Here is a 15,344-nt window from a genome sequence, read left to right on the forward strand (position 1 = left end):
TTATTGGCTGTCCAGCTTATGGAGCTGCACTTGCAGTGTCCTCTCCAGTTCCAGCATGAGTTTTTCCAGGAACTTCACCTCGGCCTCGATCAGGGGGCGATCATCGCTATGGGCGCACGCCTGCTCCAGTGCTTCGCATTGCGCGGCCAGTGAGCATGCCTGGACGATGCGCGCGGCGCCCTTGATCTTGTGAGCTTGCTCAATGATTTCGTGGGGCGGCGCCTGTCTGGCCATCAAGGTCAGCAGGTCCTGGCGGTCATGACGACTGCTGTCCAACAGTTCCTCCAGCAAGCGCCGGCTCAATTGCGGATCGCCCCCGGTCAGTGCATCCAGGCAGTCGAGGTCCAGGCGCAGGACCGCCGATTGAGGTCTGATCCGCGCCAGTTGCTGCTCCAGCGCCGTAAGACTGATGGGTTTGAACAGGCAGTCGTTCATGCCCGCTTGCGCGCAGCGATGTTTCTCCTCGGGCTGGGCATTGGCGGTGAAGCCGAGTATCACACAGGGTGCCTGTTGCTCTCGCTGCTCATATTCACGGATTGAGCGACTCAACTCATAGCCATTCATGACGGGCATGTTGCAGTCGGCTATCACCAGGTCGAAGCGCTCCTGACGCCAGGCCAGAAACCCGGCGGCACCCTGCTGGGCAGCCGTGAACTGATGCCCCAGATAACCCAATTGCTGGCACATCAGCAAGCGATTGGCCGGGTGGTCGTCCACCACCAGTACATTGAGTACCGGCGCGGCAGCGGGCGGCTGTGACTTGAGTTCGTCCTGTACCTCGCTTGGCTGCAGGCACGTCATCTTCAGGCTGACCTGTACTTGAGTGCCCACCATGGGCACGCTGCTCAGGCTCAGTTGCCCCCCCATCATTTCGCACAGGCTGCGACAGATCACCAGCCCCAGGCCGGCTCCACTCCTGGCCAGGTGTCCGGAGTTGTCGGCCTGGGCAAAGGGTTCGAACAGGCGCAATTGGTCGTCCCGGCTGATGCCGATGCCCGTGTCCTCGACCACCAGTTTCATCTGGATCTCGTTCGGCAGTGTGGTGGCTTGCACCTGCACCTTGATCTTCACCTGTCCGTGCTCGGTGAATTTGATCGCGTTGCTGACCAGATTGGACAGCACCTGCTTGAAGCGCAGCGGGTCGATCAGCACGGCGGTGTCGTCCAGATCCGTGTCGAATTCAAGCAACAGGCTGAGGGTTTTCTGGCGGGCCAGGCCATCGAAAACGCGTACCACCGACTCGATCACTTCCCGCAGATTTACGCGCTCAGGTGCAAGGCTCAGGCGGCCTGACTCGATGCGAGCAATGTCGAGGATATCGCCAATCAGCTCCAGCAGATCCTTGGCCGAGTTGTAGGCCACTTCGATAGCCGGGCGATCAAGATGGCCCTGGTCGGCGCGCTTGAGGGTCAGTTCCAACATCCCGATCACCGCATTCATCGGCGTGCGAATTTCATGGCTCATGGTGGCGAGAAAGGTGCTTTTGGCCCGGTTGGCCTCGTCGGCGCGTTCCTTGGCGGCGCGCAGTTCGTCGAACAGTTGGCGCCGGTCACTGATGTCGATCCAACCGCCGATAATGCCCTGAACTTCGCCGTCCGAGTCGCGATAGGGAAGAATCCAATGGTAGATCGTCAGTTTTTTTCCGTGAATATGCAGGGAGCGATCGAGGATCAGCGGGTTACCTTCCGCTACCACCCGTTGGTAGTCGGCGTGGTACTGCGCCGCCTCCGACTCCAGAGCCATGTCCATTTGGACCACACTCTTGCCAATCACCTCTTCGCGTTTGACTCCGAACACTTGCAGGTAACTGTCATTGCAGGTTTGCAGCAGGCCCTTACGGTCGCGTACGTAAATCGGGTGCGGCGTTTCATTGACCAGTGCGCGCATGAACTCGAATTGGTCGTTGAGTGCCCGTTCGGCCATCTTCCGGTGTTTGATCTGGCGGCGCATGTAGGCGTTCCAGGTCAGGGAAATCAGCAGCAGCAACCCAGTACCGATGATGATTTGCGCAATCAACTCGTGGTAATTGCGCCAGTAGCTGTCAGAGGCGGGTGTGTAACCCCGCCAGCGGCTGTTGATCACCCCCATTTCATCCGGGGAAATACTCAGCAGTGCCTTGTCCAGGATTGAACTCAGCTCGACGGCGCGGCGTGGTGTCGCAAGGGCGAAAGTGGCTGGAAGGGTGCCGATGCTGGCGCTGATCTGTAATTTGTCCTGGAAAACCTGGGAGGACAGAAAGTAGTTGGCGATTACCAATGAGTTCACCGCACCGTCTACATTCCCTTGGGCCAGCATTTCTGATGCCTTGAAGGTGTCACTGACTTCCGCCAGGCGAATCTTGGGGAATTCCTTTTGCAGGATTTTTTCCAACGGGTTGCCTACAGTGATTGCCAGGCGTTTGCCCGCCATCTGCTCCAGGCTCGAGGGTGCGTTGGGCTCCTTGCGAGTCAGCAGGACATAGGAGTTTTCCAGGTAGGGACGACTGAAACTGAGCTGAGCCTCCCGCTCGGCGCTGGGGATGATCGCGCCGATGACGTCGGCCTTACCCGAGATGACCCGCTCTATCATCGCGTTGACCTCGCGACTGCTCTGGATTTCGAAACGCAAGCCGGTACGCAGGCGAATCAGTTCCAGCAGGTCGGCGGTGATGCCGCGAAAGTTGCCGTCGGCATCAAAGAACGTCAGCGGCGCGAAGGTTTCATTGACCACGACTTTGACGACCGGGTGCTCTTTCAACCAGCGCGCTTCGCGTTGGGTCAGTTGCAGTTTCTTGTCGGTCAGCAAGATATCGCTGCCGGCGCTCCAGCGCTTGGCGATGCTGTCCCGCTCATTGATGGGAATGGCCGCCAGTACCGAATCGACAATGCTTAGCAAAATGGGCTGGTCCTGACGCAGCGCAAAGCTGAAACCATAGGCTTCATGCTTGCCGAAATTGGCCATGCGAACGTTCTTCAGGTAGCCCTTGTTGATCATGTAATGGGTGGAGATGGTGTCGCCCAGAAACACATCGGCCTGATCAAAGGCCACTGCATTCAAGGCGTTTTGATACGAGGGAAAGGCGCGGATATCCGCCTGCGGGTACAACTTTTCCACTTCGCTCAGCGGCAGGTAATGGTAGACGAGGCTCAAGCGCAGCCCGGCCAGGCCATCGCTCAAACTGCGCGTTTCCCTTTCGCGTGTCACCAGCACCGGCTGATCCACCGCGTACGGCTGTGACAGGATGAGATTCGGGTTGGCGGCCTCAAAGCCGTTGGAAGAACCCAGCAGGTCAATTTCACCTGTTTCCAGAGCGCGGATCGATGCTTCCCGCGTTGGGTAGCGCACTACCTTGATGGGCAGGGCCATGGCTTTGGCCAATAGCCCGGCGTAATCGGCGGTCAGGCCCTCATAGTCGTGGCCGCTGGAGGTCAGGTCGAAGGGTGGGTAGTCAGGTGCCGAGGTGCCCAGCACCAGCTCGCGTTTGTTCTGCAACCACTGGCGCTGAGCCTTGTCCAGTTGAGTATCCAGTTGAACGGTACCCGCGCGGCTCAATAAGGTGAAGTGTTCCGGACCGGGTTGAGGGGTCGCGGGCACAGTAGTGCTCAAGCACATACTGGCAATTAATACAATCAGATAGTCCTTTATACGCCTGGGCATCCGCTTTCTCACACTAGCGCGTTTCGTTTTGCCATCTCGATAAGTTCTACCAAGGATTTGGCTTTAAGTTTTTGCATCAGCCTTTTTTTGTAAGTACTTACTGTCTTGTTACTTAGAAACATACCTTTGGCGATTTCTTTGTTGGTGCGGCCCTGTGCGAAAAGTTGCAACACCATCAGTTCCCGGTCGTTTACCGCCTTGAACAGTTCAAGTTCCAGGCCGTCCTTGCCGTCGGCGCCATTGCTATTCAATGCCTGGCTGGGAAAGTAGTTGTAACCGGACAGCACCGCGCGAATGGCACTCAGCAGTTCGCTCAGGTCACCCTCCTTGCACACATAGCCATCTGCGCCCGAGCGCATGCAACGCGTGGCAAACAACGTCGGGCTCTGGGCGGTCAGAATCAGGGTTTTCATGGAGGTGTTCATGGCGTTGAATCGGCACAGCACTTCGAGGCCGTCCAGTTTCGGGATGCTGATATCCAGAATGATCAGGTCCGGTAGGCATTCGCGAACCATTTGTATCGCGTCACAACCGTTGTCCGTTTCGCCAACGACTTTATAACCTTCGTGCTCCAACAACATACGAATCGCCAACCTGATAACCGGGTGGTCATCAATGATAAAAACTGTGTTCATAATCATATTCCATGCAAGTGCAAATAAAGCGGGCACATTAGCTCAGAAGATGACGGAGTAGGATGAGCCTTTGGGGGAGTAGATATAAAACAGGAGAATTCCTACATAAAAAAAGGTAGTTGCCTACCCTCCATTAAGGCTTTGCGCCGTCGGATGTAAGCAATGTTTGAATCAGTGTGCTGATGGACGGAGCTACAGATTCAGCGCTGGTTTTCAGACGCTCATCTGTCGCTGAAGAGCGTTTAAAGTCCGGTATTTATAGTGGGCTTATTGGCGCGATCAACGCTGCAAGTTCGTCTTTATTCAGAGGCTTCAATAAATAGCCAAGGAGTGGCAGGCCGCGTTGCAGGGCTTGTGTTGTCAGGGTGGACAGTTCCGTCGCCGGCAGCCCGCTCAGTAGAATGGCGCCGCTTATGAAGTGTCGGCGGCTGGCAATTTCCACCAGTTCCAGCCCTGGCAGATCAGGCAGGCATTGGTCGCACAGCATGAGGTCAAACGGAGTCGTGGCGCTGGACATCGTGCGGATGGCCTGTTCGGCATTTTCTGCAAGGGTCACGTGCTCGAAGCCGAAGCTTTTCAGCAGGCACTGAGTGGCCAGGAGCTGAAAGGGATGATCCTCCACCAACAGGATTCGAAGACGGGGTAGGGGCATAGAAGGCACATGGCTCATTCAGAGGGGGCGCGGGCGTAGCAAGTCCGCCAGAAGCGTGCGCGATTATTCCTCGAGTGGGTGTGCGAATTCGATCAGGCCGCTCTGTTCCCGTCGTAGGTAAAATCTGTACGGGAAGCAGGCGGCGCGACCATCATCTTCACTGCGGGCTGGAACGCCCGGTCATCTCCCGTGCCATCTCGGTGGCATAGCTGTCTGTCATGCCCGCGATAAAGTCGATCATGCGCAAAAACGAAGTGTGCAGCGACCAGGCTGGATTTGGCGCGCTGTTGCCCAGCAAGTCGAGGATGCGCCGGTTCTTGAACGACGGCGTGCGCCCCCCATGCTGCTCAAGTGCGGCACCGCAAAAGGCGTTCAAGAGGATTTCCAAGGTCGTGTAGGCGCCGATTTCGTGCAGGGTCTTGCGCTTGTCCTGGAAGATTTTTTTACGCGCCATGTCCTTGGCATCCAGTACGCAGCGCTTGGCAGGACCGTGCATGTGCTCCACCAGGTCACCCGGCAGCGTACCGGCGAGCAAGGCGTCCTGTTGTTCGACAAAGGCCCGAGCGGCTGCATTGGTCAGATGCTCGATCGCCTTACCGCGCAGGATCGCCAGCTTTCGCCGACGAGAGTCCTCCGGGCCCAGTTGCCGGTAAGTCTGGGGCAAATCGTCACCCACCAGGTCGAGCAACAACGACTCCACCTCGGCATATTCCAGCAATTCCATTTCCAGGCCGTCTTCGAGGTCGATCAAGGCGTAGCAGATATCGTCTGCCGCCTCCATCAGGTAGACCAACGGATGACGGGCCCAGCGTTGTTCTTCCAACTGCGGCAGGCCGAGTTTGTGGGCGATCTGCTCAAGGATTGGCAGCTCGCTCTGATAACAGCCAAACTTATGTTTCTTGTAGCCCAATGAGTCCGCGTGGCGGGCGGTCCAGGGGTATTTCAAATAAGTGCCGAGGGTGGCATAGGTCAGCCGTGTGCCGCCGTCGAACTGGTGGTATTCCAGCTGGGTCAGTACCCGAAAACCCTGGGCATTGCCTTCGAAATTGAGGAAGTCATTGCGCTCGGCAGTGCTCATGTCATCCAGCCAGCCGCGCCCGGCCGCCTGTTGGAACCAGTGGCGAATGGCGTCTTCACCGGAATGCCCGAACGGCGGGTTGCCGATGTCATGGGCCAGGCAGGCCGATTGCACCACCATGCCCAGGTCGCTCGGCTCACACCAGTCGGGCAGGGCGCTGCGCAGGGTTTCGCCCACGCGCATACCGAGGGAGCGGCCGACGCAGCTGACTTCCAGGGAGTGGGTCAGGCGGGTATGGATATGGTCATTGCTCGATACCGGGTGCACTTGGGTCTTGCGGCCAAGTCGGCGGAAGGCGCCGGAGAAAATAATACGGTCGTGGTCTTTGTGAAACGGGCTGCGGCCGAGTTCTTCGGGGCTGTGCAGGGGCTTTCCAAGACGTTCGCGTGTCAGCAGGGTGGGCCAATCCAAGGCGGGTACTCTCCGTACGGTGAATGACCCTCCCAGCTTCCCGGTTCAGCGGGGCCTCGGCAAGCGAAAATCTACAGGCCGGCCGCATCGATATCGATTAACAGCAAGCGCTGGCCGTTATCGAAGAATTGTCCGGCGGTCAGGCAATACTGGTTGGTGGTGGCGTCGCGGTATGTCGACGAGAGCGTCAGGCGTCGCTCCTCCCAGCCTTCGGCGAGCAGATGATAGAAGTAGGGGCGCCACGACCAGTTGTGGCCCAGGTAGCGGCTGTCCGCCTGCCAGGCATCCTGGCGCCATTCGAAGTTGGGTGTGAGTTGGGTGCCATGGCGGTCGCACTGGTAAAAGCGCAGCAGCCAGGGGAAGTCCGGCAATTGGGGTAATTGATTCAGAGGCGCCCGGCACTGTGCCCAGGTTTGCAGGATTCGCATCAGCTCGACCAATTGCAGGCGCAACTGCATCAAGCGGCCCCGCTCTGCGAGTTTGTGCTGGACGTAAACCGTACGCAGTTGGGCAAATCGCGTTACGAAGGCATCCGCTGCAAACCATTCCAGCTGCGCCTGGGCAAACAGGTAACCTTGCACATACCGCGCCCCGCATTCCAGGGCGAAACTCAATTGCGCCTCGGTTTCCACGCCTTCGGCGATAATCCAGCACCCGGTTTTTTCCGCCATCTGCGCCAACGCCCTTACCACGTCACTGCTCGGCCCGCCTTTAGCGGCTTCCTGGAACAGGCGCATGTCCAGCTTGAGAATATCCGGTTGCAGCGCCAGAACGCGGTCCAGCTGGGAATAGCCGGCGCCGAAGTCATCAATGGCGATCCGCGCACCGGCGTTGCGATAACGCACCACCACGTCGGCCAGGCGCTGGATGTCGCCTCCCAACTCGGTGATTTCAAACACGATGCGCCGCGGATCGATACCGTAGGCGTGCACCTGTTTCAAACTGGGCAAGGCTTGGCCAGGGCGCAGGCGATTGATCCAGCGTGGCGAGATGTTCAGGCTGAGAAACCAGTCTTCGGGCGCTTCATGGAGGCGACTTAAAGCATTGTCACGGATTTGTCGGTCAAGGCGGCGCAAGGTTACGCCGGGTGTTCGCGGGTCAGCAAACAGAGGGCCCACGGACAGCAAGCGGCCATCAGCCTGGCGCAGGCGGCCGAGGGCCTCTACACCGGCAATGCGCCCGGTGGCGGTGTCGATGAACGGCTGGAAGCAGGCGAGCGGTTGCCCGTCGATCACGGGGCCTCCTTAAGAGAGCTGGCAAAAAAAGGCCCGGCCCTCATGTTCGAGGGCCGGGCCGATTCTGTTTGCAAGAATGCAGCCAGCGCGGTTCAACCTTTGCGCGAAGCCCCTTGCATGGCCAACTTAATCAGCGGGATCAAACCGGCGCCCAGCCGCACCAGGCGAGTCAGGCTACTGATACTGCCGCCCTTGGCGCCCTTGCCGGTAAAAAAGCCCATCAGTGTCACCGCGGCCACGCCCCACAGTGGCGCGTGCTTGATGCCCAGGCTGTCCTGCCAGTTATGGCGCATGTCGCGCATTTTGTTCAGGGGGGCCATCAGTTGCTGGGACTCGTGGCGGATTTCCTGGCGGTGCATTTCCATGCGCAGGCGAATCAACGCCTTGCGCATTTCGCGGCGGGAAGCGGTTTGCGGGATTTCAGTCATGCTCATGGCAGCAGGCGCTCCCGGTCGTTGGCCAGTTCTTCAAGGGTGGCATGGAACGGCGTGGACTCATCGAATATCGCCGCCTTCAAGCGCACTCCGCAGAACGCTGCGGCCAGGGAATAGAACACGCACAGGCTAATGATCCCGGTGAGACGGTAAGTGTCCCACACCAAAATCATCACCAGCGCCGACAGCCCCACCAACAGCAGCAGGGCAAACACCAGCGCCAGGCCTGCGAACAGCAACAGGCTCACCGTGCGCGATTTCTGCTCTTGCAACTCGATGCCAAATAACTCGACGTGGCTGTGCAGCAAGCCCAGAACGGCCGCGCCCAGGCGTCGGGAAGTGGAGCTTGAGCTCGTGGACGAGCCGGATTCGCCGATAGACATAATGTTAGCGCCTTGTAGCCAGCAGACCGATCAGAAAACCAACGCCGGCGGCAATGCCCACCGACTGCCAAGGGTTGGCCTGCACGTAATCTTCCGTTGCAGTGACCGCCGCCGCGCCGCGTTCGCGCAGAGAGTCTTCGGTCAGTTGCAGGGTTTCGCGGGCCTTGAGCAAGCTGTCGTGGATCTTGGTACGCAGCTCATCGGCCTGGTCACCGGCCAGCACGGCAGTGTCGTCGAGCAACTTTTCAGTGTCACTGACCAGGGTTTGAAAATCCGCCATCAGTATCTCTTGAGCAGTCTTTGCAGTTCTTCTGGCCATGGTTATCTCCGTGATTGGCTGATCTGTACGTGTGGTTTCGAGTCACAGGCTTCTGTGAAGGTTCACTTCAATTGTCTGGTACAGCTTTTGCTTTGCCTTGGTGCGCATGCCCCGGGGCGTGCGCTGAATCTGGGCGGCCTGAGGCTAATGCCTTGAAAAACCTTACCCTAAATAACTCAAACTCGCGGAAAAACCCTGTCGGTAATGGCTTGTTGTGGTGTTCGCTGCGCTAAAGCGGTTCACGCCCTCTGACGAGGTGCGGGGCCGGCGGTGCCAATTTAGTGCGCGAAACCCTGGCTTGAACCGCTTTGGTGCTTTTTGCCTTTAATGCAGGCCTGCCAACCTCCATGGAAAATTTGCAAAGTGCAGTGGACACGTTAGTCCACAGCTCCAACACCCTGTTTATTTTGATTGGCGCGGTCATGGTCCTGGCCATGCACGCCGGTTTTGCGTTCCTGGAAGTCGGCACCGTGCGCCAGAAAAACCAGGTCAACGCCCTGTCGAAGATCCTCAGCGACTTCGCTATCTCGACCTTGGCTTATTTCTTTATAGGCTACTGGATCTCCTACGGTGTGAGCTTTATGCAGCCGGCGGCGGTGATCAGTGCCGATCACGGCTACGGCCTGGTGAAGTTTTTCTTCCTGCTGACCTTTGCGGCGGCGATCCCGGCGATTATTTCCGGAGGCATTGCGGAGCGCGCAAAGTTCGCGCCTCAGCTGTGTGCCACCGCGCTGATCGTGGCGTTTATCTACCCGTTTTTCGAGGGCATGGTGTGGAACGGCAATTTCGGCCTGCAAGGCTGGTTGCTCGCCACCTTTGGTGCCAGCTTCCATGACTTCGCCGGTTCCGTGGTGGTACACGCCATGGGCGGTTGGCTGGCGCTGGCGGCGGTGCTGCTCTTGGGCCCGCGTAACGGGCGCTATCGAGAAGGGCGTCTGGTGGCATTCGCGCCGTCGAGCATTCCCTTCCTGGCGTTGGGTTCGTGGATCCTGATCGTTGGCTGGTTCGGCTTTAACGTGATGAGCGCGCAGACCTTGAATGGCGTCAGCGGCCTCGTCGCCGTCAACTCGCTGATGGCCATGGTTGGCGGCACTGTTGCTGCCCTGGTGATCGGCCGCAATGACCCTGGCTTCCTGCATAACGGTCCGCTGGCCGGGCTGGTGGCGATCTGCGCCGGGTCCGACTTGATGCACCCTGTGGGCGCACTGGTCACCGGTGTCGTCGCCGGTGGTTTGTTCGTGTGGTTCTTCATCGCCGCCCAGGATCGCTGGAAAATCGATGACGTGCTGGGCGTGTGGCCATTGCATGGCTTGTGCGGCGTGTGGGGCGGTATCGCATGCGGCCTGTTCGGCCAGACCGCTCTTGGCGGCTTGGGCGGCGTGAGCCTGATCAGCCAGTTGATCGGCACCGCGCTGGGGGTGGCGGTGGCGCTGGTCGGCGGCCTGTTGGTGTACGGCGTGATCAAGCGCGTGCACGGGCTGCGCTTGAGCCAGGAACAGGAGTACTACGGCGCGGACCTGTCGATCCACAAGATCGGCGCGGTCAGTCAGGATTGATCGGCTCGTCGGTTCGCGGGTAGAAACCGTGCAATAGGCGATAGCGGTTACGCCGCACCTCGTCGACCCGCGCCTGCACCTGTTCGTCCGAAAGCCCGAGCAGGATCAAGGCGTGGGAGGCGAGCATCAGGCTCGACTCCAGCAGTTCGGGCACCACTTCGCTGGCGCCTGCGGCTTTCAGTTCAGCCAACTGGCTGTCGTCACGGGTGCGCACCAGAATCGGCACGTCCGGATTGATCCGGCGTGCCTCCATCAATACCAACAGTGCGACATCGCTGTTATCCACCGCGATCACCACTAACCGCGCGCGTTCCAGGCCGACCGCACTCAGCAGGGCACCACGGCGACAGTCACCGTAGTGCACGCTGCTGTCGTCCGTGGCGGCTTGCTGCACCTGCGCCGGATCATCATCCAGTGCGATGAACGCCTGTTGCTCGCGGTGCAGAAAGCGCCCGATGGATTGTCCGACGCGGCCATACCCGCAAATCACCACGTGGCCGCTCAATTGGGCGTTGAGCGCGGTGATTGCTTCCAGTTGCACCTGCTGGTTGGGCTTGCGGTGCAGGCGCATGGCAATCGTCGGCGCAGCGCGCAGTAACAGCGGGGTCAGCAGCATCGAGCAGAAGGTGGCAGCGAGCAGCAGGCCGTTGAACGCTTCGGGTATCAACCGGCTGTGTTGCATTTGCGCCATCAGCGCAAAACAGAACTCGCCGCCCTGGGCCAGGGCCAGGCCGCTGCGCCAGGCCGTTTCACGGTCGCTGCCGCGCAGTTTGACCAAGGCCGCGACCACCGAGGCCTTGATCAGCATCAGTGCGAGGGTCAAGCCGAGGATCAGCAGGCTATGGCTGACGAACAGCTGCAGGTCGATGAGCATGCCGATGCTGACAAAAAACAGCCCCAGCAGGATATCGCGAAACGGCCGGATGTCGGCTTCGATCTGATGCCGGTAATGGCTTTCGCCCAACAGCATGCCCGCCAGGAAAGCACCGAGGGCCGGGGAGAGCCCCAGTAAGTGCGTGAGCCAGGCAGTCAGCAATACGATCACCAGGGCCAACAACACAAACAGCTCCGCTGAATGGGACGCCGCGACTTCGTGAAACAGGCGTGGCAATAACCAGCGACTGGCGAACAGCAGGCCGACGAACAACAGCACGGTTTTACCCAACGTCAGCGGCAACGCCCAGTACCAGGCCTGGTCGCTGTTACCGGCAAACACCGGCACCAAGGTGAGCAGCAGCACTGCCACCACATCTTGGAACAGCAGCACGCCAATCGCGTTCTGGCCATGGCTGCTGAAAATTTCCCCAAGGCTGGTCAGCTCCTTGCTGACGATGGCCGTGGAGGACAACGCCAGCCCGGCGCCCAGCAACAGGGCGACGCCGGGCGCCAGACCAAACCCCATCAGCAGGCCTCCCAGCAGCACACCGCAGCCCAGTACCTGCAAGCTGCCCAGCCCGAATACCACGCTGCGCAACGCGAACATCTTGGTGAGGGAAAATTCCAACCCAAGGGAAAACAGCAGGAATACCACCCCCAACTCGGCGAGGTCAGGCAGGTCTTCACTGTCATTCACCCAGTCCAGCGCGGTGGGCCCCACGGCCAGGCCCACGCACAGATAGCCGAGCACGGGCGGCAGTCGTAGCCGGCGAAACAGCGCAATCACCACCAGGGATGAAGCCAGAATGATCAGCAGGTTGGCGAACACGTGCATCTCCATTGCGGGGTGAGCGGGCAAAAAGCCGCGAGGATCGCTGACTCAGTGATAGGCCATGGTGATCTGGATCAGGGATTGTGGGCTGTTGGCCGTATCGGGGTGAGCATAGAATAGTGACCTACTTCCTATCAGGTCACTTTGTCATGACTCCTGAATGTCAGTTGTTCACCACACTGGGCTGCCATCTGTGTGAGCTCGCCGAAGAAGAAGTCATGCCGCTGGTCGAACACGGTTTGATGGTCGAGCTGGTCGATATTGCCGACTCCGAAGCTCTGTTCGAGGCCTACGGCCTGCGTATTCCGGTGCTTCGGCGGGTGGATACAGGGGCTGAATTGGGCTGGCCGTTTGACACGGAACAGGTGGTCTCGTTTCTGCTTTAGGAAGAGGCCGAACGACCCACCGATTTTTTGCTACCCCCGCCAGTGGGAACTCAAAAAATCGGTGGGTTGGCGGGCGTTGGTTTTTCCAGACTATTTGAGCGCACAGGCCATGGCGTATTTATTGCGCCGAACATGCGACGTTTCTATGGGGATTCCCTCCGCGCCGAGTTCGTGCTGCCAATAGATTCGCGGGTTCAATATCCGTATCGGCACCGGCTAAAACACAAAAGGGTTTTATACCGTTTCCAGTGTGTTCAGAGAGTCAACGTAGAGCGTCAGTGTTAAGCGTTGTCTAAACCGCATAATTCGTGAGCCACTAAATCTTCATGGGACTCACGCGTCCGAACTAACTTGGCACGGGCTCCCTCAACCAGCACTTCGGGTGGTCGCCCACGAGAGTTATATTGGCTTGCCATGCTCATGCCATAGGCGCCACATGAAAAAATCGCCAATAAACTGCCATCGCCAAACGCAGGTAATAGTCGGCCCAATGCAAAATAATCGCCTGTTTCACAAATGGGTCCGACAATATCGGTCTCTTCCAGGCGGGTGACGCCGGAATACTGAGCGCTCCGCGTTAATGTAGTCCAATGGCCCGAAAAATTGTCAAAATGGGTTGGCCAGATGACATGGTTCGCACCATATAGGGTAGGTCGCAGCAGTACGTTCATGCCCGCATCGACTATAACGATCTTGCGATCCCAGCCTTGTTTAATATATTCGACGGTGGTCAGTAAAATACCGGCATTCGCACTGATCGAACGACCCGGTTCAATGATGAAACGGATACCGCGCTGTTTCAGGGGGTGTAGACGCGCACAAATAAGTGCGCCAGTTTCAGTCAATGAACACACGGGATTACTTTCTGTTCCGTACGGGGCTGGAAAACCTCCGCCAATGTTGACAAATTCGACCGCGCAATCAACCGCTTCAAGCCGGTTAATCATGTCCTCAACCTTATCGATCGCAGACAAATAGGTCTGCACCGATGGAATCGGCGATCCGAGGTGAATGTGGATCCCAACGACATCTACACTTGAGTAACGCTTTGGCGCGAAGAGTTCATAGGCGCTTTCAATGGGTATGCCAAATTTTGTCTGGCGACCGCCCGTTGAGGTTTTTTCATGGGTGCCAGCATCGGCCACATCCGGATTTACACGAATAGTCACCTTGATACGCTTACTGGCAGTCGAGGCGATCTCATCCAGCCGCAGCAGCTCGGCTTCAGACTCCACATTAAAAAGCAAAACGCCAGCTTCAACAGCGTAGCTAATTTCTTCACGCGACTTGCCGACTCCGGCAAACACAATCTTATCCGCAGTCACTCCGGCCATCAGCGCCCGGTAGAGCTCACCGCCACTTACCACATCAAGACCAGATCCTTCATCGACTAAGAGCTTAAGGATGCTGAGATTACTGCAGCTTTTAACGGAGAAGCAAATCAACGGCGAGAGCGCGGAAAAAGCATCTTGCAGCACAGCGTAGTGATTTTTCAGTGTCTGTGCTGAATAGATATATACCGGGCTTCCATGCTGTTCGACGATCTGACGAACATCAACGTGTTCTACCTGTAAGTGACCGTTGATAAAATTAAAATGGTCCATCTTGCTTCCTTGAATTGATTGCTTCAGCTAAGTAAAGGTATAAGTAGTCATCGGCTGAATCGAATAAAAGCCGACTTATACTGTGTAGATATTTGACGGTCTTCTCAGCGCAAGCAATTGCGGTTTAGGTGCTCGTGTTGATGAAGAGTGCTGGGTATTTCGGTCGTTCGTGCGGCGACTTAATATCGGTAAACTCTGCGAACTGTTTCTTCCCGGCTTTTTAATAAAGCCGTTTCGAATCGCGGGTTTTGCATACGTGGAAAGTATGCGCAGCAAAAAAACAAAGTAAAAATATCAATTTAGTGGCTGGCTATTCATTTCTGATATGGTCTGACCTATTTCATTCATCGCGAGGTTGGCCCATGGATTTCAGTTTTCGCCATGTAGAAGTATTCTGGGCGGTAATGACCACAGGCAGTGCGACAGCTGCCGCTGCACTTCTGCATACCTCGCAGCCCACCATCAGCCGAGAGCTCAGCCGGTTCGAAACGCTGACCCAGTTGACGTTGTTCAAGCGCGCGGGTGCAAAGTTGATCCCGACCGAGCATGGTCTGATGCTGTTCGATGAAGTTCAACGCAGCTATGTCGGGCTGGCCCGTGTGAAAAATGCCGTCGAGGCCATCAGGCATTTTCGGCAAGGGCAAATTTCGTTGACGTGTATTCCGGCTTTCTCAAATGCTCTGTTACCGCAGGCCTGCCAGGATTTCTGCAGTAAATTTCCGGGCGTGAGCATTAACATCACGCCGCAGGAGTCGCCCGCGCTCGAGGAGTCGCTGACTGCTCAGCGTTATCACCTGGGGTTGACTGAAACCCTGGAAACACCTCCGGGAACCTACGTCGAAACACTCTTAAACCTCGACGTGGTGTGTGTCTTGCCGTCTGATCACGAGTTGAATGCGAAAACCGTCCTCACACCACAAGACTTCGAGGGGCAAAACTTTGTTTACCTTGCAGCGGATGATCCCTACAGAATCAAAACCGACGCTATCTTTCAGCAGTCAGGCATTGAAAGGCGCCTGGCGGTAGAGACGCATAACGCGAGCGCTGTGTGTGCGACCGTCAACCTGGGAGTCGGCGTTGCCATCGTGAACCCGCTCACAGCCCTCGACTATGTTGGCCGGGGTTTGCAGATCCGTCGCTTTTCCCACTCAATTTCTTACTGTGTAAGCGTCGTACGGCCGTTGCATCGCCCCGAATCGTCTACCGTGGAGCAATTTGTTGATGTTCTACGAAGCAATTGCCAGCAGATAAGCGCTCGCTTGGGAAATCTCTGAAAAAGCCTTTCGAGTCGAGGATTCGTCCGACGC

13 protein-coding genes are annotated in these 15,344 nt (G+C 57.6%); 3 read left to right on the forward strand and 10 right to left on the reverse strand.

The window, feature by feature from the left end:
• From A7J50_RS09415 to A7J50_RS09450, 8 genes are all read right to left on the reverse strand, one after another.
• Complete coding sequence (locus A7J50_RS09415; protein WP_064451554.1) at nt 1-3,636, reverse strand: transporter substrate-binding domain-containing protein; 3,636 nt, start codon at nt 3,634-3,636, stop codon at nt 1-3.
• 8 nt (nt 3,637-3,644) lie between these two features.
• Nucleotides 3,645-4,271, reverse strand: coding sequence for a response regulator transcription factor (locus A7J50_RS09420; RefSeq protein ID WP_064451555.1), 627 nt, complete (start codon nt 4,269-4,271; stop codon nt 3,645-3,647).
• A gap of 256 nt (nt 4,272-4,527) precedes the next feature.
• Nucleotides 4,528-4,923 (reverse strand): response regulator, encoded by a 396-nt coding sequence (locus tag A7J50_RS09425; protein ID WP_064451556.1) that lies wholly within the window; start codon nt 4,921-4,923, stop codon nt 4,528-4,530.
• A 157-nt stretch (nt 4,924-5,080) separates the two neighbouring features.
• Complete coding sequence (locus tag A7J50_RS09430) at nt 5,081-6,412, reverse strand: deoxyguanosinetriphosphate triphosphohydrolase (RefSeq protein WP_064451557.1); 1,332 nt, start codon at nt 6,410-6,412, stop codon at nt 5,081-5,083.
• Between the two features lie 71 nt (nt 6,413-6,483).
• Entirely contained in the window at nt 6,484-7,647 is a 1,164-nt protein-coding gene (locus A7J50_RS09435) for an EAL domain-containing protein (protein WP_064451558.1), read from the reverse strand.
• A 92-nt stretch (nt 7,648-7,739) separates the two neighbouring features.
• Nucleotides 7,740-8,081, reverse strand: coding sequence for a hypothetical protein (locus tag A7J50_RS09440; RefSeq protein ID WP_064451559.1), 342 nt, complete (start codon nt 8,079-8,081; stop codon nt 7,740-7,742).
• Complete coding sequence (locus tag A7J50_RS09445) at nt 8,078-8,464, reverse strand: phage holin family protein (protein WP_064451560.1); 387 nt, start codon at nt 8,462-8,464, stop codon at nt 8,078-8,080. Before A7J50_RS09445 ends, A7J50_RS09440 begins: the two co-directional genes overlap by 4 nt.
• A gap of 4 nt (nt 8,465-8,468) precedes the next feature.
• The gene (locus A7J50_RS09450) at nt 8,469-8,783 is read right to left on the reverse strand and encodes a DUF883 family protein (protein WP_053255177.1); all 315 of its coding nucleotides are present in this window, start codon (nt 8,781-8,783) and stop codon (nt 8,469-8,471) included.
• Nucleotides 8,784-9,130: 347 nt separating this feature from the next.
• Here A7J50_RS09450 and A7J50_RS09455 point away from each other — a divergent pair, with 347 nt between their 5' ends.
• A complete protein-coding gene (locus A7J50_RS09455) occupies nt 9,131-10,339 on the forward strand; it encodes an ammonium transporter (RefSeq protein WP_064454885.1) in 1,209 nt (402 codons plus the stop codon).
• Here A7J50_RS09455 and A7J50_RS09460 read toward each other — a convergent pair.
• Complete coding sequence (locus A7J50_RS09460) at nt 10,326-12,050, reverse strand: cation:proton antiporter (RefSeq protein ID WP_156526265.1); 1,725 nt, start codon at nt 12,048-12,050, stop codon at nt 10,326-10,328. The two genes, A7J50_RS09455 and A7J50_RS09460, sit on opposite strands and share 14 nt — an antisense overlap.
• A gap of 146 nt (nt 12,051-12,196) precedes the next feature.
• Here A7J50_RS09460 and A7J50_RS09465 point away from each other — a divergent pair, with 146 nt between their 5' ends.
• Entirely contained in the window at nt 12,197-12,433 is a 237-nt protein-coding gene (locus A7J50_RS09465; RefSeq protein ID WP_064451561.1) for a glutaredoxin family protein, read from the forward strand.
• Between the two features lie 281 nt (nt 12,434-12,714).
• On the opposite strand, the gene lysA is transcribed toward A7J50_RS09465, so the two are convergent.
• Nucleotides 12,715-14,037 (reverse strand): diaminopimelate decarboxylase, encoded by a 1,323-nt coding sequence (lysA, locus tag A7J50_RS09470; RefSeq protein ID WP_064451562.1) that lies wholly within the window; start codon nt 14,035-14,037, stop codon nt 12,715-12,717.
• A 362-nt stretch (nt 14,038-14,399) separates the two neighbouring features.
• On the opposite strand from lysA, the gene A7J50_RS09475 reads away from it, so the two are divergent.
• A complete protein-coding gene (locus A7J50_RS09475) occupies nt 14,400-15,311 on the forward strand; it encodes a LysR family transcriptional regulator (RefSeq protein WP_064451563.1) in 912 nt (303 codons plus the stop codon).
• The last annotated feature ends 33 nt before the right edge of the window (nt 15,312-15,344 follow it).

The sequence above is a fragment of the Pseudomonas antarctica genome (assembly GCF_001647715.1).
GTDB classification, from domain to species: Bacteria; Pseudomonadota; Gammaproteobacteria; order Pseudomonadales; family Pseudomonadaceae; genus Aquipseudomonas; species Aquipseudomonas antarctica_A.